Genomic DNA, 19463 nt, shown 5'->3' on the forward strand with positions numbered 1-19463 from the left:
CCAGGACCCGCCGAGACGTCACATCTGCAACCCCAGAGCCCGTCGACCCGTCGCATCTGAAAGCCCCGTTCGCCAACGGTGAACGGCGCGTCTGTGCGGAACATCACCGACGCCGCCAGGGTTGAGCCAGCATCGCTCAATTCTGAAAGGTGCGGACCTTGTCTCTCGCTACCAGCCTCCCCGTTCTCTTCGTCGCCGACCTCGTCGTGCTGCCCGGCATGGTCGTCCCCATCCAGCTCGACGAGTCCTCCCAGGCGGCGATCGACGCCGCCGGCAGCAGCGAGGACGGCCGTCTGCTCGTCGCCCCCCGTCTGGAGGGTCGCTACGCGTCGTACGGCGTGATCGCGACCGTCGAGCGCGTCGGCCGGTTCAGCGGCGGTGCCCCTGCTGCGGTGCTGAAGGCCGAGCGCCGCGGGCGCATCGGCAGCGGGGTGACCGGTCCGGGCGCCGCGCTGTGGGTCGAGGTCGAGCCCGTCGAGGAGCACGAGACCCCGCGGGCGCACACGCTGGCCGAGGAGTACAAGCGCCTCGTCGTCGCCGTGCTCACGCGCCGCGACGCCTGGCAGGTGATCGACTCGGTGAACCAGATGGACGACCCAGCGATGCTGGCCGACGCGGCCGGGTACGCGCCGTACCTCTCCACCGAGCGCAAGCAGCAGCTGCTCGAGACTCCCGACGTGGAGGAGCGGCTGACCACGCTGATCGGCTGGACCTCGGACTACCTCGCCGAGGTGGAGGTCACCGACAAGATCGGTGAGGACGTCCGCGAGGGGATGGAGAAGAGCCAGCGCGAGTTCCTGCTGCGCCAGCAGCTCGCCGCGATCCGCAAGGAGCTCGGCGAGGGTGAGCCCGAGGGCTCCGAGGACTACCGCGCCCGCGTGGAGCAGGCCGAGGTGCCCGACACGGTGCGCGAGGCGATGCTGCGCGAGGTCGACAAGCTGGAGCGCTCCAGCGACCAGAACCCCGAGGCCGCGTGGATCCGCACCTGGCTCGACACGGTGCTGGAGCTGCCGTGGGGCGTGACCACCGAGGACAGCGTGGACCTCGCCGCCGCGCAGGCGGTGCTCGACGCTGACCACCACGGCCTCGACGAGGTCAAGGAGCGGATCGTGGAGTACCTCGCGGTGCGTGCCCGCCGCGCCGAGCGCGGCCTCCAGGTCGTCGGTGGACGCGGCTCGGGTGCCGTGGTGCTGCTCGCCGGGCCTCCCGGAGTGGGCAAGACCTCCCTCGGTGAGAGCGTCGCCCGCGCCCTGGGCCGCAAGTTCGTCCGCGTCGCCCTCGGCGGCGTCCGCGACGAGGCCGAGATCAGGGGACACCGCAGGACGTACGTCGGCGCACTGCCCGGCCGGATCGTCCGGGCGATCAAGGAGGCCGGCTCGATGAACCCGGTCGTCCTGCTCGACGAGATCGACAAGGTGGGCGCCGACTACCGCGGCGACCCCGCGGCCGCCCTGCTCGAGGTGCTCGACCCGGCTCAGAACCACACGTTCCGCGACCACTACCTCGAGCTCGACCTGGACCTGTCCGACGTGCTGTTCATCGCGACCGCCAACGTGGTGGAGCAGATCCCCTCGGCGCTGCTGGACCGGATGGAGCTGGTCACCCTCGACGGCTACACCGAGGACGACAAGGTCGCGATCGCCCGTGACTTCCTGCTGCCCCGCCAGCTCGAGCGGGCCGCGGTCACCTCCGAGGAGGTCACGGTCAGCGACGAGGCGCTGCGCGAGCTCGCGGCGAACTACACCCGCGAGGCCGGCGTACGCCAGATGGAGCGGTTCCTGGCCAAGCTGCTGCGCAAGGCGGCGACCCGGCTGGCCACGGATCCCGAGGCGAAGCTCGAGATCGACCGTGCGGATCTCAAGGAGTTCCTGGGCCGGCCGCGGTTCGAGCCGGAGTCCCACGAGCGCACCTCGGTGCCCGGTGTCGCGACCGGTTTGGCCGTGACCGGGCTGGGCGGTGACGTCCTGTTCATCGAGGCCAGCGCCAGCGCGGGGCCGGCCGAGCTCAAGCTCACCGGTCAGCTCGGGGACGTGATGAAGGAGTCGGCGCAGATCGCGCTCTCGTTCGTGCGCTCGCACGCCGAGCGGCTCGGGATCGACCCCGCGTCGCTGGAGCGGACGATCCACGTGCACGTGCCGGCGGGCGCCGTACCCAAGGACGGGCCGTCGGCGGGCGTGACCATGGTGACCGCGCTGACCTCGCTGCTGACCGGCCGCCCGGTGCGCGGCGAGGTCGGGATGACCGGCGAGGTCACGCTGAACGGGCGGGTGCTGCCGATCGGCGGCGCCAAGCAGAAGCTGCTCGCGGCCCAGCGCAACGGGCTCACCGAGGTGTTCCTGCCGGCCCGCAACGAGCCCGACCTGGACGAGGTGCCCGCCGATGTGCTCGCGGACGTGACCGTGCACCTCGTCGGCGACGTGCTCGACGTCGTCGCCTCGGCGCTGGAGCAGGCTCCGGTCGCGACGGCCACCGCTGCCTGAGCGCGGGGGGTGACGCTGGGTTCGCGTTGCTGGGTGCCCTCCCGGGAGAGCATCCGGCAACGTAAACCCCGCGTTACAAGCAGCTCGCCGTGGACCCCTGGACGTGCGCCGGGCGGCGTACTCCCCTAGGTTCGTTGCAGGGGCCGCCGAAGATGCCGGCTCTCCTGTCCCCCGACGTGCCATGGTCCGTCCGGCCGTCCGACCTCTGCTGAGGCCCTCATGTCCGAGCACCTGCCCCAGTCCGCCGAAGCCCCGCTGCGCCGCGACATCCGGATCGTGACCTCGATGCTGGGCAACACCCTGACCCGCACCCACGGCCAGGACCTGCTCGACCTCGTCGAGAGCGTGCGCAAGGCGGCGAAGGACGACACGCTGTCCCTGCCCGAGCTCGACGTGGCCACCGCGACGACGCTGGCGCGCGCGTTCACGGCGTACTTCCACCTCGCGAACGTCACCGAGCAGGAGCACCGCGGTCGCGCGCTGCTCGACGCCCGCGCCGAGGACGGCGGTCCGCTCAGCGGGGCGCTCGCCCGCGTCCGCGAGAGCGGGATCGAGGCCTCCGACGTCGCCGAGGCCGTCTCGAACGTCGCGGTCCGGTCGGTGTTCACCGCGCACCCCACCGAGGTCCAGCGGCGTACGACGCTCGACAAGCTCCGCGCGGTCGCCGCCCTGCTCGAGGAGCCGGACACGGCCCGCCGGACCACCCGCCTCGAGGCGGCCGTGGACCTGCTCTGGCAGACCGACGAGCTGCGGGTGGAGCGACCCGAGGTGATCGACGAGGCGCGCAACGGCATCTACTACCTCGAGGGCCTGAACTCCGCCGCCGTCCTCGACGTGCTCGAGGAGCTCGAGGAGAACCTCGCCCCGTGGGACGTCGAGCTGCCGCTGACCACCAGCCCGCTGCGGTTCGGCACCTGGATGGGTGGCGACCGCGACGGCAACCCCAACGTGACCCCGGCGATGACCCGTGAGGTCCTCCGGCTGCAGGCCTCTCACGGCATCACCGTGATCCGGCGCAAGATCAACGACCTCCGACGGACGCTCTCGGTCAGCGAGCGGCTCTCCGAGGTCGCCCAGGACCTGCGCGACCGCACCGACGAGATGCTCGAGCGGCTCCCGGAGGTGGAGCCGCGCTACCGCCGGCTCAACATCGAGGAGCCCTACCGGCTGTTCCTGACCTGCGTGGACCTGCGGCTGCAGCTGACCGACGTGCGTGTCCGCCAGGGCGAGCCGCACCGGCCCGGCCGCGACTACCGCGACGACACCGAGCTGATGGACGACCTCCTCCTGCTGCACGGCTCGGTGGAGAAGTACCAGGGCCCGCTGATCGCCGGCGGGGACCTGCGCCGGCTGGTGCGCACCGTCGCGGCGTCCGGTCTCACCCTGGCGACCCTCGACGTGCGCGAGCACGCGGACAAGCACCACCACGCGGTCGGCCAGCTCATCGACCGGCTCGGCACCCTGGAGAAGCCCTACGCCGAGCTCGACCGCGCCGAACGCCGCGAGCTGCTCAGCAAGGAGCTCACCGTGCACCGGCCGCTGTCGCACCAGCCGCCGCCGATCGACGAGGACGGGCAGCAGACCGCGGAGATCTTCGCGGTCGTGGGGGAGTGCCTGGACGCACTGGGGGAGCGGGCCATCGAGAGCTACATCATCTCGATGACCATGGACGTCGACGACGTGCTGGCCGCGGTGCTGCTCGCCCGCGAGGCCGGGCTGGTCGACCTCGCCGAGGGCACGGCCCGGATCGGGTTCGTCCCGCTGCTGGAGACCGTCCAGGAGCTCGAGCGCGCGGAGCCGATCCTGGACGGCCTGCTCAGCGACCCGTCGTACCGCAAGCTCGTGGCGGCCCGCGGCGACGTGCAGGAGGTCATGCTCGGCTACTCCGACTCCAACAAGTCCGGCGGCATCGCCACCTCGCAGTGGCAGATCCAGCGGGCCCAGCGCACGGCCCGCGACGTGGCCGCCAGGCACGGGGTCCGGCTGCGGTTCTTCCACGGCCGCGGCGGCTCGGTGGGACGCGGTGGCGGCCCGACGTACGACGCGATCATGGCGCTGCCCTTCGGCACCGTCGAGGGCGAGGTGAAGCTCACCGAGCAGGGCGAGGTGATCAGCGACAAGTACGCCCTGCCCGTCCTGGCGCGCGAGAACCTCGAGCTGCTGGTCGCCGGGACCCTGGAGGCCAGCCTGCTCCACCGCACCGACCGTCGTACGCCGGAGCAGGCGAGCCGCTGGGACGAGCTGATGGACCAGGTCTCGGAGCATGCGCACCGCCGCTACTGCGACCTCGTCGAGCGCCCCGAGCTGCCGGAGTACTTCCTGGCCTGCACCCCGGTCGACCTGCTCGGCTCGCTGCACATCGGGTCGCGGCCCTCGCGCCGCCCGCAGCAGGACGGCGGCCTCGACGGGCTGCGCGCGATCCCGTGGGTGTTCGGCTGGACCCAGTCGCGCCAGATCGTGCCCGGCTGGTTCGGCGTCGGATCGGGCCTGGCCGCGGTCGAGGAGCACCGCGACGACCTGCGCGAGATGTACGAGCACTGGCCGTTCTTCCGGACCTTCCTGGACAACGTCGCGATGACGCTGGCCAAGGCCGACCTCGACATCTCCGAGCGCTACGTGACCGCCCTGGCCCCGGAGCACACCCACGGCATCCTCGACATCGTCCGCGAGGAGTTCGAGCTCACGGTCGCCCAGGTGCTCGCGGTCACCGGCGACTCCGCGCTCCTGGACCGCGAGCCGGTGCTGCGCCAGACCCTCGAGGTGCGCGAGAACTACCTCGAGCCGCTGCACCTGCTGCAGGTCCAGCTGCTGGAGCGGCGTCGCGCGAACGACGAGGAGGACCCCGAGCTCGAGCGGGCGCTGCTGCTGACGATCAACGGGATCGCGGCCGGGATGCGCAACACCGGCTGACCCGGCGGTGACCAGGCGACCTCGCAGCCAGCTCGTCGCGGCCCTCGTGGTCGTCGGCGTGACGGTGCTCCTCGGCGTGGCCTTCAGCCTGCTGCACCTGCCCTCAGCGGTGCTGTTCGCCTCGCTGCTCGGCGGGATGGCGCACGCGCTCACCTCCCGTACGCCGCTGCGGGTGCCGCGGCTGGCCTACCGCGTCGGCCAGGGCATCATCGGCGTCACCATCGGCTCCCTGGTCAGCCTCTCGTCCCTGGCCGCGATGGGCAGCGCGCTGCTGCCGATCGTGGCGATCACGATCGGCACCGTCGTGATCAGCCTGGTGGCCGGGAGGATCCTGGCCCTGCGCGACGACGTCACCCCGGTCACCGGCACCTTCGCGCTGATCGCCGGAGGAGCGTCCGGGGTGGTCGCGATCGCCAACGACCTCGGCGCCGACGACCGGGTGGTGACCGTGGTGCAGTACCTCCGGGTGCTCCTCGTGCTGCTGACGCTGCCGCTGGTGACGACCGTCGTCTTCGACCCGAAGGGCGGACAGGGCAGCTTCGAGCCGGGCGACGCACCGTTGCCGGCGCAGCTCCTCTTCGTTGCAGTGACGCTCGTGGGCGGGCTGGTGCTCGCCCGCGTCGTGCCGTTCGGCACCTCGACGCTGCTGGCACCCCTTGTCCTCGCTGCGGCGCTGGCCTCGTCGGGCTGGTTCGGGGACGTCTCGGTGCCGGTCCCCGTCCAGTGGGTCGGCTACGCCCTGATCGGGATCCAGGTGGGGCTGCGGTTCACCCGCGCCAGCCTCGCCTCGATCACCCGGATGCTGCCGCTGGTGCTGGCCATCATCGTGGCGATGATCGCCCTCACCGGAGGCATGGGCGCGCTGCTGGCCTGGCTGACTCCCGTCGACGGGTTGACGGCGTACCTCGCGACGACGCCGGGTGGCCTGTTCGCCGTACTGGCCACCGCTGCCGACAGCGGGGCCGACGTCACCTACGTGATGGCGGTACAGCTGTTCCGGCTGGTGTTCATCCTGCTGCTCGTGCCGTTCCTCGCCCGCCGCCTGCAGTCGCGGCCCTAGGCCGGCCCGACCGCCGTCAGCCCTCGACCTCGAGGCCGATCTCGCGGGCGAGCAGGGGCGCCAGCAGCACCAGCTGTGCCGAGGTGACGGTCGCCCCGCGGAGGTGGTTCACCCCGCTGACGTCGGAGAGCGTCGTGTCCGTCAGGTCCACGTGCACGAGCTCGGCGTTCTGCACGTCGAGGTGGGCGACCCGGGTCCCGGGCAGCGCCACCCTGGTCAGCTTGGCCCGGCCCAGGTCGAGCTCGTCGATCTGGCAGTCGGTGAACACCACGTCGAGCAGCTCGCTGCCGCGCAGGTTGACGTAGGTGAGCTTGCACCCGACCAGGTGCACGCGGCGCCACTGCGCGTCGTAGGCCTCCAACGAGCCGACCCGGCCGGGGCCGATCTCCACGTCGCGCCACACCCCGCGGTTGGCCCTCGCCACGGGGACGTCGAGCCCGGCCAGCGTGGTGTCGTTGACCCGCGAGCTGGAGAGGTCGAGCTCGTCGGCGGCGAGCCCGTCGAAGTGGCACTCGCTGATCGCCGACCCGTTGCCGAGGTCCAGGTGATCGGCGTGCACCTGCTCGAACCGGCTCCGGTCCAGGTCGGCCCGCGGCCGCAGGTCGTCGTGGTCACCGGCACGGAGCTCACGGTGGAGCACCGGCTCGATGCGCGGTGCAGTGCGTCGTACGGTCGCCATCTCGGTCCTGTCGTGGGGATCGCCCCAGAATCCCATCCGCAGCCGGCCCGCTGTGCCGGTGGTGCGGAGGCTGTGGGGGGCATCACTTCCTTCGGGTGGGGGGAAACTGCCGCCGGTTCTGGGTAGACCCCTCCCATGCCCCAAACCCTGGACGAGCTGCTGGACGAGCACGGAACGACGTACGCCGAGGCCGCGGGGATCCAGCTGAAGGACGAGCCGGCGCCGCTCTACCAGCTGCTGGTGCTGACCATGCTCAGCTCGACGCGGATCTCGGCCGATGTGGCCGTGGCTGCAGCGCGGGAGCTGTTCGGCCAGGGGTGGCGTACGCCGGAGAAGATGCGTGACGCGACCTGGCGGCAGCGGGTGACGGCGCTGGGGCGCGCCGGCTACAAGAGGTACGACGAGAGCACCTCGACCAAGCTCGAGGAGGGGGCGGTGTGGCTGCTCGAGGAGTACGACGGAGACCTGCGCCGGATCCGTCCCCGCGGCCACGCGGGAGTGGAGGACCTGCTCAAGGCAGTGGCGCAGACGCCCCGGATCGGGCCGGTCGGGGCGCGGATCTTCTGCCGCGAGGTGCAGGACGTGTGGCCGGAGGTGTCGCCGTACTTCGACGACCGGGCGCTGCGCCGGGCGGAGAAGCTGGGGCTCCCGACCGAGCCCGCTGCCCTGGCCGAGCTGGCCCCACGCGGGGAGGTCGCGAGGCTGGCGACGGCGCTGGTGCGGGCCGACCTCGCCGACCGGGGGTGAGGCGAGCGCCGCGCGGCGACGCGGGTCGGGCACGATGAGCGCCATGCCGGAAGCGATCACCACCAGCCCGCTCGAGACCCTGCGGACCGTGTTCGGCTACCCCGAGTTCCGCGGCGAGCAGGCGGCGATCATCGACACCGTCGTCTCCGGCGGGGACGCGCTCGTGCTGATGCCGACCGGCGCGGGCAAGTCGCTGTGCTACCAGGTCCCCGCCCTCGTGCGCCCAGGTACTGGCGTCGTCATCTCCCCGCTGATCGCGCTGATGCAGGACCAGGTGGACGCGCTGGCAGCCCTCGGCGTACGCGCCGCCTTCCTGAACTCCACCCAGGACGCCTCCGAGCGCCGCCGCGTCGAGGAGGCGTACGTCGCCGGGGAGCTCGACCTGCTCTACCTCGCTCCCGAGCGCCTCTCGGTGCCCTCGACCCTGCAGCTGCTCGCTCGCGGCACCATCGCCCTGTTCGCCATCGACGAGGCGCACTGCGTGTCCTCGTGGGGGCACGACTTCCGCCCCGACTACCTCCAGCTCACCGTCCTCGGCGAGCGGTGGCCCGAGGTCCCCCGGATCGCGCTCACCGCGACCGCGACCGCCGCGACCGCCGCCGAGATCGCGCAGCGGCTCCACCTCGACGACGCGACCCGGTTCGTCGCGAGCTTCGACCGGCCCAACATCGAGTACCGGATCGTGCCCAAGGACAACCCCCGCGCCCAGCTGCTCGACCTGCTGCGCACCGAGCACGCCGGGGACGCGGGGATCGTGTACTGCCTCTCGCGCAAGTCGGTCGAGGAGACCGCCAAGTTCCTGGCCAAGAACGGCATCCCCGCGCTGCCGTACCACGCCGGCCTGGACGCCTCCGTGCGCGCGGAGCACCAGGCGAGGTTCCTGCGCGAGCCCGGGCTGGTGATGACGGCGACGATCGCGTTCGGGATGGGGATCGACAAGCCCGACGTCCGGTTCGTGGCGCACCTGGACCTGCCGAAGTCGGTGGAGGGCTACTACCAGGAGACCGGGCGGGCCGGGCGCGACGGCGCCCCCGCGACCGCGTGGCTGGCCTACGGCCTCGCCGACGTGGTCCAGCAGCGCCGGATGATCGACGGCTCCGAGGGCGACGCCGCCCACAGGCGCCGGCTGGGGCAGCACCTCGACGCGATGCTCGCCCTGTGCGAGACCGTCGAGTGCCGGCGGGTGCAGCTGCTCGGCTACTTCGGCCAGGAGTCCGAGCCGTGCGGCAACTGCGACACCTGCGCGGCACCACCGCAGACGTGGGACGGGACCGTCCCCGCCCAGAAGGTGCTCTCGGCCGTCGTACGCCTGCACCAGCGCGGTCAGCGGTACGGCGCCGGCCACGTCGTCGACATCCTGCTCGGCAACGAGACCCCGCGCGTGACCCAGCTCGACCACACCACGCTGTCGGTCTTCGGCATCGGGACCGAGCTCGACGCGGCCGGGTGGCGCGGGGTGATCCGCCAGCTCCTCGCACGGCGCCTGCTCGCGGTCTCCGGCGACGGGTACGGCACCCTCGAGCTCACCGAGGGCTCCAACGAGGTGCTGCGCGGCGAGCGCACGGTCGCGCTCCGCACCGAGGCCCCCAAGGCTGCCCGCAAGCGCTCCTCGGGCGGTTCACGCGCGGGCAAGGGCAAGGCCGACCAGGTCCCGCTGGACGCGGACGGCGAGGCACGGTTCGAGCGGCTGCGCGCCTGGCGTGCGGCGACCGCGAAGGAAGCCGGCCTCCCTGCCTACGTCGTCTTCCACGACGCGACGCTGCGCCAGGTGGCCGCCGAGATGCCGGCCACCACCACCGAGCTGGCCGGCATCTCGGGCATCGGCGCCGGCAAGATCGACAAGTGGGGCGCCGCGCTGCTCGAGGTGGTCCAGGGCTGACGGCTCCCCGAGCCGGTGCTCAGTCGCAGTAGTCGCAGATGCCGGAGGCCGGCACCGCGGTGAAGCACTTGGGGCACAGCGGGATCGGCTTCTCGGCGGGAGGCTCGGGCGCGGCCTTGCGCGCGGCGGGGGCTGCCTTGCGGGGAGTCCCCGGGACGCGCGTCGCGGCGGGCTTGCTCGCGGCGGCCTTGCGGACGGGCTTGAAGTGCGCGGTGCGTAGCGGGGTTCCGCCGTCGCGCGGCAAACCGGCCGCCTCCCAGTGCCGGTAGCAGGCCAGCCGCTCGTGGGCGGCCTCCTCGTCCGGGTCCTCGGGGCGGGTGCCGCGGGCGAGCTCGACTGCGTCGGCGTACGCCGCACCCACGCTGCCCTGGATGCTCACGCACAGCGAGGAGAGCAGCGGCTCCCCGCGTGACTGGCAGTCCTGGGTGACGCGTTCGAGCACGTCGCCGATCCACTGGTGCATCGGCTGGGACGTGGTGATGCCGCTGGACTCCTGCACCGCGGTGGCGAGCGACTTGTAGGTGATCGTGGCGCGGTAGCGCCCTGCCACCTCGATCAGGGCCGGCCGGGCCGCCTCGGCCCAGGCCGTGCGGGCGGCTGTGGGTCCGACCTCCGTGGCGTCACGAGTTCCGGGGCTGGAGTCGGCTGTCACGAACCCTATTTTGACCCACCGGCAGCGCGGTCCCGACGGCGCCCCCCGGCCCCGGGAAGCAGCTCAGTTGGCGGCGGAGTGCTGTTCCTCGGACTGCCACTGGAGGCCGAGCGCGCTCTCGAGCTCCTCGAGCGCCTCGCCGCTGTAGACGGCCACCCGCTGCAGGTGCGGCAGCGTGTCGCGGCATCCCGTGTAGCCGATGCAGAAGGTGCTGGCGTTGCTCACCCCGGTGATGTTCAGGCCCTGGCCGTGGAAGAGCAGGCTCAGCGGGTAGTACTCCTCGAGCCGGGAGCCGTTGAAGTAGCGGGGCTCGCGCAGTCCCGGCACGTTGGAGATCACCAGGTTGGCGTCCGGGGGGCCGTAGCCGCCGACGCCGATCACCGCCGGCGCCAGGAACGGCCCCATCAGCACCGCGGTGTAGGCGTCCATCAGCGCGCCTCCCGCCTGCGGGAGCCGCTCCTTGGCGCGCTGCGTGGAGGCGCGGATCGCCTGGATCCGCTCGATCGGGTCGGCGATGTCGGTGCCCAGCTCGGTGTAGAGGAACGTGATGGCGTTGCCGACGCTGATCGCGCCCTCGGGACGCACCGAGACCGGCACGTTCGCGGTCAGGGTCTGCGCGGGGAGCGCGTCGAGCTCGAGCAGGTAGCGGCGCAGCGCCCCTCCGCAGATGGCGAGGAAGACGTCGTTGAGGCTGCCGCCCGCCGCCTTCGCGACGGCCTTGAGCCGGTCCATCTCGTAGTTCTGGGTGGCGAAGCGTCGCGGTGCGTGGATCCGGGAGTTGAGCACCGACCTCGGGGCCCGGAACGGTACGGCGCGGTCGCCACCTCCGAGCCCGGTCAGGCTCTCGGTGTACGTCCTGGCCAGCGACTGCGCCACCGAGACGGCACTCTTCGCGCCGGCGAGCGGGTCCGGGTCCTTCTCGACCGTCGCCAGGGTCTTCGTCGGTGCGGGCTCGTCCAGGCCGGACTGGTCGGGACCGCTCATCCCGATCGCCCACGGCGGCAGCATCTCCTGGGCCTCCGGGTCCACCGAGAACATCCGGCGGGCCAGCCGCAGCCCACCCACACCGTCGATCTGGGAGTGGTGCACCTTGATGTAGAGCGACCACTTCCCTTCCTCGACGCCCTCGATGACGTGGCACTCCCACAGCGGGTAGCGCCGGTCGAGCCGCTGCGAGTGAAGCCGGGACACCAGGACGCCGAGCGCGCGCTGGCCGCCCGGGGAGGGGACTGCCGAGTGCCGCAGGTGGTAGTCGATGTCGATCTGCTCGTCCGGGACCTGCTTCCAGCGCGGCACCCCGGGGCCCCGGAGCAGGTAATTGAACGGCGGTGCGAAGGTGCGGACCCGCCGCCACTCGTTGATCAGGTCCTCGAGGTAGCAGTCGTCCGCGTCCTCGGGCATGGAGAACGTGGCGAGCACGCCCACGTGCATCGGCGTACGACGGCTCTCCGCGAACAGCCACGCGGCGTCGTTGATCTTCAGGACCTTGCTGGGGAGTCGGGCCACGTCGCACCTCTTTCGGGGACGCAACATGTATCACCTGGGTGGGCCAGGCTGCGTCCGAAGCCCGATCCCTTCTGCCGCTGGGTCACCTCGCCCGGTGCTCAGCTCAGCTTGAGCACCTTGATCGCCTGCTCGGCCATCTTGGCCTCGCCGAGCGCGTTCGGGTGCACGATCACCGGGTTGGTTCCGCCCACCACGGGCTCGACCCAGCGCACGCCGATCGGCTTGCAGGCGTCGTGGCCGTTGGAGACGGTGTTCAGGTCGACGTACGTCGCCCCGGTCGCTGCCGCCGCCCGGCGGATCGCGTCGTTGAGCGTGCCCTGCAGGTTGCGCAGGTAGGGCACGTCACCGGTCGCGAGCGGCAGCTGCGGGAAGCAGCCTCCGGTCGCAGGCACGATCCAGGGGTAGCTGAGGATGCCGACCTTGGCCTTGGGCGCCTTGGCGCGGACCGCCCGCAGCGACCTCACCAGCGCCGGGTACGTCGTCTGCTTGATCGTGTCGGTGAACGAGGAGCCGTACTTGTCCTTGCACGGGCTGCCCTTGCCCAGCGTCGAGATGCCGGCGAGACCGCACTGGGCGATCGCGTTGATGAACACGCTGCTGTCGTTGCCCCCGATCGTCATCGTGACCAGCCGGGTGTCCTTGGTGACCGCGTCGAGCTGGGCCGGGACGCCCGGGTACTGCGGGCTGAAGTAGTCGTCGGTGTCCGCGGCGCCGCAGGTGACGTCGGTGAGCTGGGTCGCGGTCCGCGAGGCGATCACGTGCGGGTAGTTGCGCGTGGACCGCAGGCAGATCGGTGACGCCTTCGGGTCCAGCGGCAGCACACCGGAGGCGGCGCTGTAGGAGTCGCCGAGCGCGACATAGCGCACGGTGCTGCTCGCGCCCGAGGGCGCAGCCACGCCGGTGATCGCGGTGGCGGCGACTGCCGCGGTGGTGAGGACGGCAGCGAGCAGTCGACGGCGCACGGCGAGACTCCGATGATCGGGGGTGGTGAGATCTCAAACGAGACCTTCGCCCCCGGGTTACGAGTCCTCGGGCGCGTCCTTGAGGAAGAGGTACCAGTAGGACGTGGACACGAAGATCACCGCGCCCACGAGGTTGCCCGCGCCGGCGAGGAGCCAGTTGAGCAGCACGTCACCCAAACCGATGCCGGGCACGTCGGTGAACATGGCGGCGGGCAGGAAGAACATGTTGGCCACGACGTGGTCGAAGCCCATCGCCACGAACGCCATGATCGGGAAGAAGATGGCGAGGATCTTGCCCGAGACCGCCTTCGAGGACAGGGACATCCACACCGCCAGGCACACCAGCCAGTTGCAGCCGACCGCCCGCAGGAACGTCTGCCACGCCGTGTGCCCGGTCTTGTCGCCGACGATCGTCGCGAGCCGCTCGTGCGTCAGCCCCGCGGTGCTCGCCGCGTCGGCCCCGGCCCCTCCGATGACACCGGTCTGCACGGCGAGGAAGAACGCGACGAAGAGGGCGCCGAGGAGGTTGCCGATGAGCACGAGGGTGAGGTTGCGGGCGACGTCACCGACCTTGAGCTTGCCCTGCATCGCGCCCAGCGGGACCAGCATCATGTTGCCGGTCGCCAGGTCGGAGCCGGCGATCACCACCAGCACCAGCCCCAGGGTGAACGCGGCACCGGTGAACAGCGTGGGCAGTGTGCCCCAGGTCTCCGGGTCGAGGCCGGAGGAGACCGTGATCGCGACCATCGCCCCGAAGGCGATGTAGGCGCCGGCCAGGAACGAGCTGAGCAGCACCCGGTCCCACGACTTCTTCGACTTCTTCACGCCGGTGGCGACGGCTACCTCGGCCATCTCCTGCGGTTCTCGAGCGGACATGCGCGCCTCCAGGGGTCTCCTGCGCGCAGGTACCCGAGGTCGCCGACCACGAAACGCGGCGCGTCCGAGTGGCGAGAACACGTGGAGAGGACCACCGAGGGTGGCGTTCATTGCTGGGCTAGGGTCCAGGGGTGTACGGCCAAGCGACTCCGGAGCGTCTGAAGGTCGAGGAAGTCCTGGCCCTCGCGCCGATGCAGGGTGCTGCTGTGCTGGCGGGCGCGGGCGGATTGATGGCCGAAGTAGCGCGCATGAACATGATGGAAGTCCCGGACGTCCTGCCTTGGGTCCGCTCAGGCGAGTTGCTCGTCACCTCTGGCTATCCACTGCAAGGGTTCAATGACGCGGATCTGGTCGCACTGGTCGAGGGGCTCAAGGACAGCGGGGTAGTCGCTCTCGTCGCCAAGTTCGGAGGTCGGTACGTCGGCCGGCTGCCGGCGGTGGTGGAGCAACGAGCTGATGAGATCGGCCTCCCCATCATTACGATGCCGCTCGACCTGGCCTTCACGGACCTGCAGGAGACGTACTTCGCCGAGGTGGTCCAGCGGTACTCCCGGGCGTTGGTCGCCAACGAACGGGTCCGCGAGTACGGCGAATACCTGCGGCAGCTGCTCAACGAGCAGTCGACCACGTCGGAGGCCGAGCTCATGCCGGTCTTCGAAGCGCTTCCCGAAAGGAGCAGCGGTCCGGTGCACGTCTGCGTTGTGCGTGCCAGTGAGGCCATGTCCTTGCACGCTTACCAAACGACCTGCGAAAGGCTCGCGCGCGCCCTTGGTGAACGCGCAGACCGCATCTTGATGTTTCCCTATGCCGATCACATCGCGATGGTGGTGCCGGAGGCCGAACTGGCCATGGTCCTGGAAGTTCTGGACCCCGCCCTACGGACGGCCTCGATCGGCAAGGAGATGCTCCGCTGTGGGGTCGGCAACGTCGCCACCAGGTTGGTGGAATGGCGGCGTTCGTCAGGGCAAGCCGCCAGAGCGCTGCACGTGACGCTGGGCGACCCCGAGACGGCGATCGGGACGATCGTGAACTTTGCCGACACCGGCATCGACCAGATCGTCGATGCTCTCGAGAGTGCCGGACTGGCCCATCGATTCGTCCACGAGACACTGGGTCCGATCGCCGGGGACGATGACCTCTTGGCGACCCTGCACGTGCTGCTCAAGCACAACTGTTCCATCGCCAAGACCGCCGCTGAGATGACGTTCCACTACAACACCATCAGAAATCGCCTCACCCGGCTCGAAGCGAGGCTGGGGCCATTCATGCGCAGCGGCCGGCAACGTGCCCAGCTCCTGGTGGCGTGCGAGGCGCGCGTCCGCGCCGGCAGGGCCGTAGAGAACATGGGGCTGTTGGCGCCGAGTGACATGTAGCGGGCCAAATGGTGGCACTCACTCATATTGGCGACCTACATCTGGGCTCCTACGCTCAGTGGCTACGTGACGTGGTCGGCCCATTCGGGCCGCTTCACCCGATCACCCGAGACAGCCAGGGAGTTCGCCATGCCCGTTGGATTCTGGATTGCACTCGCTTTCCAAGCCACGATCCTGATCGCCACGTTCTTGCTGAGGAATCGGTATCTCTCGCGAGCCCTCAGCTATGAGCAGGCCGAGGCGAGCCGATGAGCTGGATTGTCGCGTCGGTCTTCTTGACCTACTTCCTCGCCGTGTTCGTCGTCGGCATCTGGGCTGGACGCTCGACCAGCGGGACCACGGAGTCCTTCTATCTCGGTGACCGGGGCATTTCGGGTCCATTGACCGCCCTCACCTACCTGGCCAGCATGGTCAGTGCCGGCGCCCTCATCGGGTGGACATCGCTGTCGATGCTATGGGGGCCATTCTTCATCTGGGTGGCGTTCTTCTTCACCCTCGCGATCTTCCTGACGTGGTACCTGCTTGGTCCGCGCGTCATGGTCCTCGCCAAGCGGACCGGTGCGGTTACGGTCCCGGACTTCATCACTGCCCGCTTCGGCGGCAAAGCCCCGAGGCTGCTCTCCTCCGTGATCCTGCTGGTGTTCCTGGTGCCCCTCCTGGCCGCCAACTATTTCGCGGCAGGCATGCTGATCGAGCGGCTCACGCCTTTCAGCTACACCACTGGTGTGTGGAGCTTCGGCGTCCTCGTGTTCGCGTACGTTGCTTTCGGGGGCTTCCGGGCCGTGGTGTGGACCGACGCGGTACAGGGCGTCATGCTTGCCGTCGGCGCGCTCCTGCTGGCAGTCGTCGCTGCCAACAAGATCGGGTTCGGCGGGCTCAGTGACGCACTGGGCCGCGAGAACCCGACCGGAATGGCGTCGTGGCCGATCGACATCGAGCCAGGAAGCAGCTACTTCGTCGCGTTCATCATGTTGAACTTCTTCGGGGCACTCGGCGCGCCCTACTTCATCGTCCGGTTCTTCTCGGTGAAGAACGCCAAGTCACTGCGGTCGGGCTTCACCCTGGTGATGTGCTTGGTGGTGGTGCTCGAAGTCGTCATCGTGCTCTTGGGTCTTTACGCACGCGCCTTGTTCCCTCAGCTCACCGACGACCCGGACAGCACTTTCCTGGTGATGACGGAGGAACTCCTCCCGGTGTTCTTCAGCACCATCGTGCTCGCTGCTCTGGCTGCGGCGATGATGTCGTCGATTGACTCGATCCTGCTCGTCCTGGCCTCGACGGTTGAGAACGACATCTTGGCAAAGACCTTCGACCTGACCCTCAGCAACGGGCAGAGGGTGCGAGTGGCACAAGCAACCACCATGGTGCTCGGCGTGCTCAGCATCATCTACGCGTTGAACCCACCCGAGTTGCTCGCCTTCCTCATGTTCCCGGCCTTCGGAGTGCTCGGCCTGGTCTTCAGCTTGCTGTTCCTCGGTTCCGTGTACTGGCCGCGCTTCAACAAGCAAGGTGCGTTGACTGTGATGATCGTGGCTCCGGTCTCGTTCATCCTGTGGAACCAGTTCGACAACCCCTTCGGGCTCTACCACATCCAGGCGGCTCTGCTCTTCACCATCCCGGCGACGCTTGCGGTCACGTACCTGACGCCCGCGCCGCCCACCCGTGTGATCGAGCAGTTCTTCCCCCTGCGCGCTCGCGCCGACGACGCCATGTCCGCGTGACCGCTGGATCGCCGGGCCGTGCGCTCGTCGGGCTTCCGGCGGGCGAGCTCGCGCGGCTGGTGGTGGCGGGCGAGGTGTCGGCGACCGACGTCATCAACGAGCACCTTGCCCTGATCACGGAGCTCAACCCGCAGCTCAACGCCTTCGTCTTCGTCGGCGCTGAGTCTGCTCGGGCGGACGCGGCTGCGGTGGATGCGGCCCGTCGTCGCGGCGACGACCTCGGGCCGCTCGCAGGAGTCCCGTTCAGCGTGAAGGACGTGATCAGTGTCGAGGGGATGCCGTTCACCGCGGGGAGCCGGACGTTGGCCAACCACGTCGGCACGGAGGATGCACCCGCTGTCGCCGCCCTCAGGGCGGCTGGTGCGATCTGCCTCGGCAAGACCAACACGCCCGAGTTCGCGTTGTGGTCACTCACGTGGAACGAGCTGTTCGGATATACCGCGAATCCGCTTCACCCCCAGCTGGACCGCTCACCCGGTGGTTCCAGCGGTGGGGAGGCGGCGGCCGTGGCTGCAGGCATGAGCGCGTTCGGTCTGGGCAGTGACTACGGCGGCTCGGTGCGCTGGCCCGCGCACTGCACGGGGCTGAGCAGCCTGCGTCCCACCCCTGGGATGGTGGACAACGCCGGCCAGTTGCCGGGGCACCGTGACGCCGGGCAGTGGCGGCTCACTGCCGGCAGCCTGCAGGGCGACCTGCAGGTGGTGGGTCCAATGACCCGAACGATCTCCGACGCTCAACTCGTGACTGAGGTCTTGTCCGGTGGTCGGGCCGGGCGCACCGACGCCGACCTCGGCGGGGTGCGCCTGGCCTGGTCCCCCGGGGAGGGGACGGCTCCAATCGCCTCACCCATCGTGGAGGCAGTCCGAAACGTGGCTGGGCTGCTTGCCGAGGACCTGTCGCGATCGATTCCCGACGAGACCCCGAGCGCTCTGCGGGAGGCGGCGCCGCTGTTCCGCGAGGTGCGGGCCACCGATCCAACCGGAGACATCCGACGGCTCCTTGGCGAAGCCGAGCCCGGACCGGTGATCAGGCTGCTCCTCGACTCCGAGCGCCCTGTCGATGCCGAGCACGTGGCCGATCTGCGCCTGAGGATGGCCGAGCTGCGCGAGCAGATGCTCGTACAGATGCCCGACGTACTCCTCCTGCCGGTTGCGGCGATCGGCGCACCTGCTCTCACCGACCGCACATTTGACGTTGACGGCACCACGCTCGGCCCGTGGGACCTGCTGGCTTGCTGCCAGGCCATCAGCCTGTTCGGACTGCCCGCGGCGGTGACCCCGATCGGCACGTTCCCCGACGGACGCACCATCGGCGTGCAAGTTGTGGGGCGTCCGGACCAGGACGACGTCGTGCTGGCGGTCGCGCAGCGGATCGAAACACTGACAAGGGAGAAGCATGACTGACACTCGAACCGGAGCAACCCCCGAAGGTCCCATGGACGGCATGGTCGTCGTCGACCTCAGCCGGGCGCTGGCTGGTCCGCATGCGGCGATGATGCTCGGCGACCTCGGCGCCCGGGTCATCAAGGTCGAGGCGCCCGGCACCGGCGACGACTCCCGGTCCTGGGGACCTCCCTTCGTGGGCCCGCCTGCGACTCCGGAGGCGACATACTTCTTGAGCTGCAACCGCAACAAGGAGTCCGTCACCGCCGACCTGAAGTCCGAGGCGGGGCAAGACCTCCTGCTGGCGCTCGTCCAGCGAGCCGACGTGCTGATCGAGAACTTCCGTCCCGGAGTGATGGACCGGCTCGGTTTCGGCAACGACCGCTTGCACGAGGTCAATCCCGGGCTGGTGGTGCTGTCCATCTCCGGGTTCGGCCATGACGGCCCCCAAGGCGGACGAGCGGGTTACGACCAGATCGTCCAGGGCGAGGCCGGCCTGATGAGCGTCACCGGCACTGACACCCCGACCAGGGTCGGTGTGCCGATCTCCGACCTGCTGGCCGGTGTCCATGGCGCATACGGCGTACTTGCTGCCCTCCTCGAGCGTGAGACGACTGGCCGTGGGCAAGTGGTCCGCACCTCCTTGCTGGCGGCCACGGTCGGCGCCCACACCTTCCAGGGCACCCGGTACACCGTCGCGGGGGAAGTGCCTGGTCAGGACGGGAACCACCACGGCGCGATCGCGCCCTACGGACTCTTTCGCTGCCAGGGCGGAGCCTTGCAGGTCGCGGTTGCGAACGAGACGCAGTGGCGACGGTTCGCCGACATGGTGGGCATCGACCCCGACGACCCGCGGTTCGTCACGAACTCCGAGCGGGTGCAGCGCCGCGATCAGCTGACTGCGGAGATCGAGCGTTGCCTGGCCACCGCGTCGGCAGCGGACTGGCTCGACCAGATCGACCAGCTCGGGATCCCCTGCGGAGAGGTCCGCACCATCAAGCAGGTGTACGACGACCCGCAGACCGAGTCCCAGGGGCTGATCATCGATGTCGATCACGCCAGCCTCGGACCGATCCGGATCCCCGGCCCGGCCGTTCGATTCGACCAGGGCCGCCGGCGGGCGCATCAGGCTCCCCCGACGCTGGGGCAGCATGACGCCAGTGTGCGGCAGTGGCTCGCGGAAGCACCGATGCTGCACCCGAGCAAGGATCAACTCTCGTGAACGACGCCTCGTGA

At 70.1% G+C, this 19463-nt stretch carries 14 protein-coding genes; 9 read left to right on the plus strand and 5 right to left on the minus strand.

The features are described from left to right. The first annotated feature begins 149 nt into the window (after positions 1 to 149). From lon to AC4BGC_RS18095, 3 genes are all read left to right on the plus strand, one after another. Entirely contained in the window at positions 150 to 2480 is a 2331-nt protein-coding gene (lon, locus tag AC4BGC_RS18085) for an endopeptidase La (protein WP_490557005.1), read from the plus strand. 219 nt (positions 2481 to 2699) lie between these two features. Beyond that, positions 2700 to 5390, plus strand: a complete 2691-nt coding sequence (gene ppc, locus AC4BGC_RS18090) for a phosphoenolpyruvate carboxylase (RefSeq protein WP_490557006.1) — start codon at positions 2700 to 2702, stop codon at positions 5388 to 5390. A 7-nt stretch (positions 5391 to 5397) separates the two neighbouring features. Next, positions 5398 to 6450, plus strand: a complete 1053-nt coding sequence (locus AC4BGC_RS18095) for an AbrB family transcriptional regulator (RefSeq protein WP_490557007.1) — start codon at positions 5398 to 5400, stop codon at positions 6448 to 6450. A 16-nt stretch (positions 6451 to 6466) separates the two neighbouring features. On the opposite strand, the gene AC4BGC_RS18100 is transcribed toward AC4BGC_RS18095, so the two are convergent. Beyond that, a complete protein-coding gene (locus AC4BGC_RS18100; RefSeq protein WP_490557008.1) occupies positions 6467 to 7129 on the minus strand; it encodes a pentapeptide repeat-containing protein in 663 nt (220 codons plus the stop codon). A 135-nt stretch (positions 7130 to 7264) separates the two neighbouring features. Here AC4BGC_RS18100 and AC4BGC_RS18105 point away from each other — a divergent pair, with 135 nt between their 5' ends. Beyond that, positions 7265 to 7876 (plus strand): endonuclease, encoded by a 612-nt coding sequence (locus AC4BGC_RS18105; RefSeq protein ID WP_490557009.1) that lies wholly within the window; start codon positions 7265 to 7267, stop codon positions 7874 to 7876. Between the two features lie 43 nt (positions 7877 to 7919). Next, positions 7920 to 9755 (plus strand): DNA helicase RecQ, encoded by a 1836-nt coding sequence (gene recQ / locus AC4BGC_RS18110; RefSeq protein ID WP_490557010.1) that lies wholly within the window; start codon positions 7920 to 7922, stop codon positions 9753 to 9755. Between the two features lie 19 nt (positions 9756 to 9774). Here the strand turns inward: recQ and AC4BGC_RS18115 are convergent, their stop codons facing one another. The 4 genes from AC4BGC_RS18115 to AC4BGC_RS18130 all read right to left on the minus strand — a co-directional run bounded on the left by AC4BGC_RS18115 (position 9775) and on the right by AC4BGC_RS18130 (position 13751). Next, positions 9775 to 10407, minus strand: a complete 633-nt coding sequence (locus AC4BGC_RS18115) for a hypothetical protein (RefSeq protein WP_490557011.1) — start codon at positions 10405 to 10407, stop codon at positions 9775 to 9777. 63 nt (positions 10408 to 10470) lie between these two features. Beyond that, positions 10471 to 11913: a WS/DGAT/MGAT family O-acyltransferase gene (locus AC4BGC_RS18120; protein WP_490557012.1), complete on the minus strand. Its 1443-nt coding sequence runs from the start codon at positions 11911 to 11913 to the stop codon at positions 10471 to 10473. Positions 11914 to 12011: 98 nt separating this feature from the next. Next, positions 12012 to 12875 (minus strand): SGNH/GDSL hydrolase family protein, encoded by an 864-nt coding sequence (locus AC4BGC_RS18125; protein WP_490547011.1) that lies wholly within the window; start codon positions 12873 to 12875, stop codon positions 12012 to 12014. Between the two features lie 57 nt (positions 12876 to 12932). After that, positions 12933 to 13751 carry a formate/nitrite transporter family protein gene (locus AC4BGC_RS18130; RefSeq protein ID WP_490547010.1) on the minus strand — a complete coding sequence of 273 codons (819 nt, stop codon included), beginning with the start codon at positions 13749 to 13751 and terminating at the stop codon, positions 12933 to 12935. 131 nt (positions 13752 to 13882) lie between these two features. Between AC4BGC_RS18130 and AC4BGC_RS18135 the strand changes: the two genes are divergently transcribed. The 4 genes from AC4BGC_RS18135 (at position 13883) to AC4BGC_RS18150 (ending at position 19449) form a co-directional block, all read left to right on the plus strand. Then, positions 13883 to 15124 carry a PucR family transcriptional regulator gene (locus AC4BGC_RS18135; protein WP_490557013.1) on the plus strand — a complete coding sequence of 414 codons (1242 nt, stop codon included), beginning with the start codon at positions 13883 to 13885 and terminating at the stop codon, positions 15122 to 15124. Positions 15125 to 15372: 248 nt separating this feature from the next. After that, a complete protein-coding gene (locus AC4BGC_RS18140; RefSeq protein WP_490557014.1) occupies positions 15373 to 16845 on the plus strand; it encodes a sodium:solute symporter family transporter in 1473 nt (490 codons plus the stop codon). Then, on the plus strand, positions 16842 to 18248 hold the full coding sequence (locus tag AC4BGC_RS18145) for an amidase (protein ID WP_490557015.1): 1407 nt from the start codon (positions 16842 to 16844) through the stop codon (positions 18246 to 18248). The genes AC4BGC_RS18140 and AC4BGC_RS18145 overlap by 4 nt, the downstream gene beginning before the upstream one ends. Next, positions 18241 to 19449 (plus strand): CaiB/BaiF CoA transferase family protein, encoded by a 1209-nt coding sequence (locus AC4BGC_RS18150; protein ID WP_490557016.1) that lies wholly within the window; start codon positions 18241 to 18243, stop codon positions 19447 to 19449. Before AC4BGC_RS18145 ends, AC4BGC_RS18150 begins: the two co-directional genes overlap by 8 nt. Positions 19450 to 19463 lie beyond the last annotated feature (14 nt).

The sequence above is a fragment of the Nocardioides sp. Z38_18 genome (genome assembly GCF_058215695.1).

Excerpts from the sequence above, each read along its gene's own strand:
- AC4BGC_RS18105 (WP_490557009.1), top strand. The coding sequence starts at position 7,265 with ATGCCCCAAACCCTGGACGAGCTGCTGGACGAGCACGGAACGACGTAC.
- AC4BGC_RS18100 (WP_490557008.1), bottom strand. The coding sequence starts at position 7,129 with ATGGCGACCGTACGACGCACTGCACCGCGCATCGAGCCGGTGCTCCAC.
- ppc (WP_490557006.1), top strand. The coding sequence starts at position 2,700 with ATGTCCGAGCACCTGCCCCAGTCCGCCGAAGCCCCGCTGCGCCGCGAC.
- AC4BGC_RS18140 (WP_490557014.1), top strand. The coding sequence starts at position 15,373 with ATGAGCTGGATTGTCGCGTCGGTCTTCTTGACCTACTTCCTCGCCGTG.
- AC4BGC_RS18130 (WP_490547010.1), bottom strand. The coding sequence starts at position 13,751 with ATGTCCGCTCGAGAACCGCAGGAGATGGCCGAGGTAGCCGTCGCCACC.
- AC4BGC_RS18150 (WP_490557016.1), top strand. The coding sequence starts at position 18,241 with ATGACTGACACTCGAACCGGAGCAACCCCCGAAGGTCCCATGGACGGC.
- recQ (WP_490557010.1), top strand. The coding sequence starts at position 7,920 with ATGCCGGAAGCGATCACCACCAGCCCGCTCGAGACCCTGCGGACCGTG.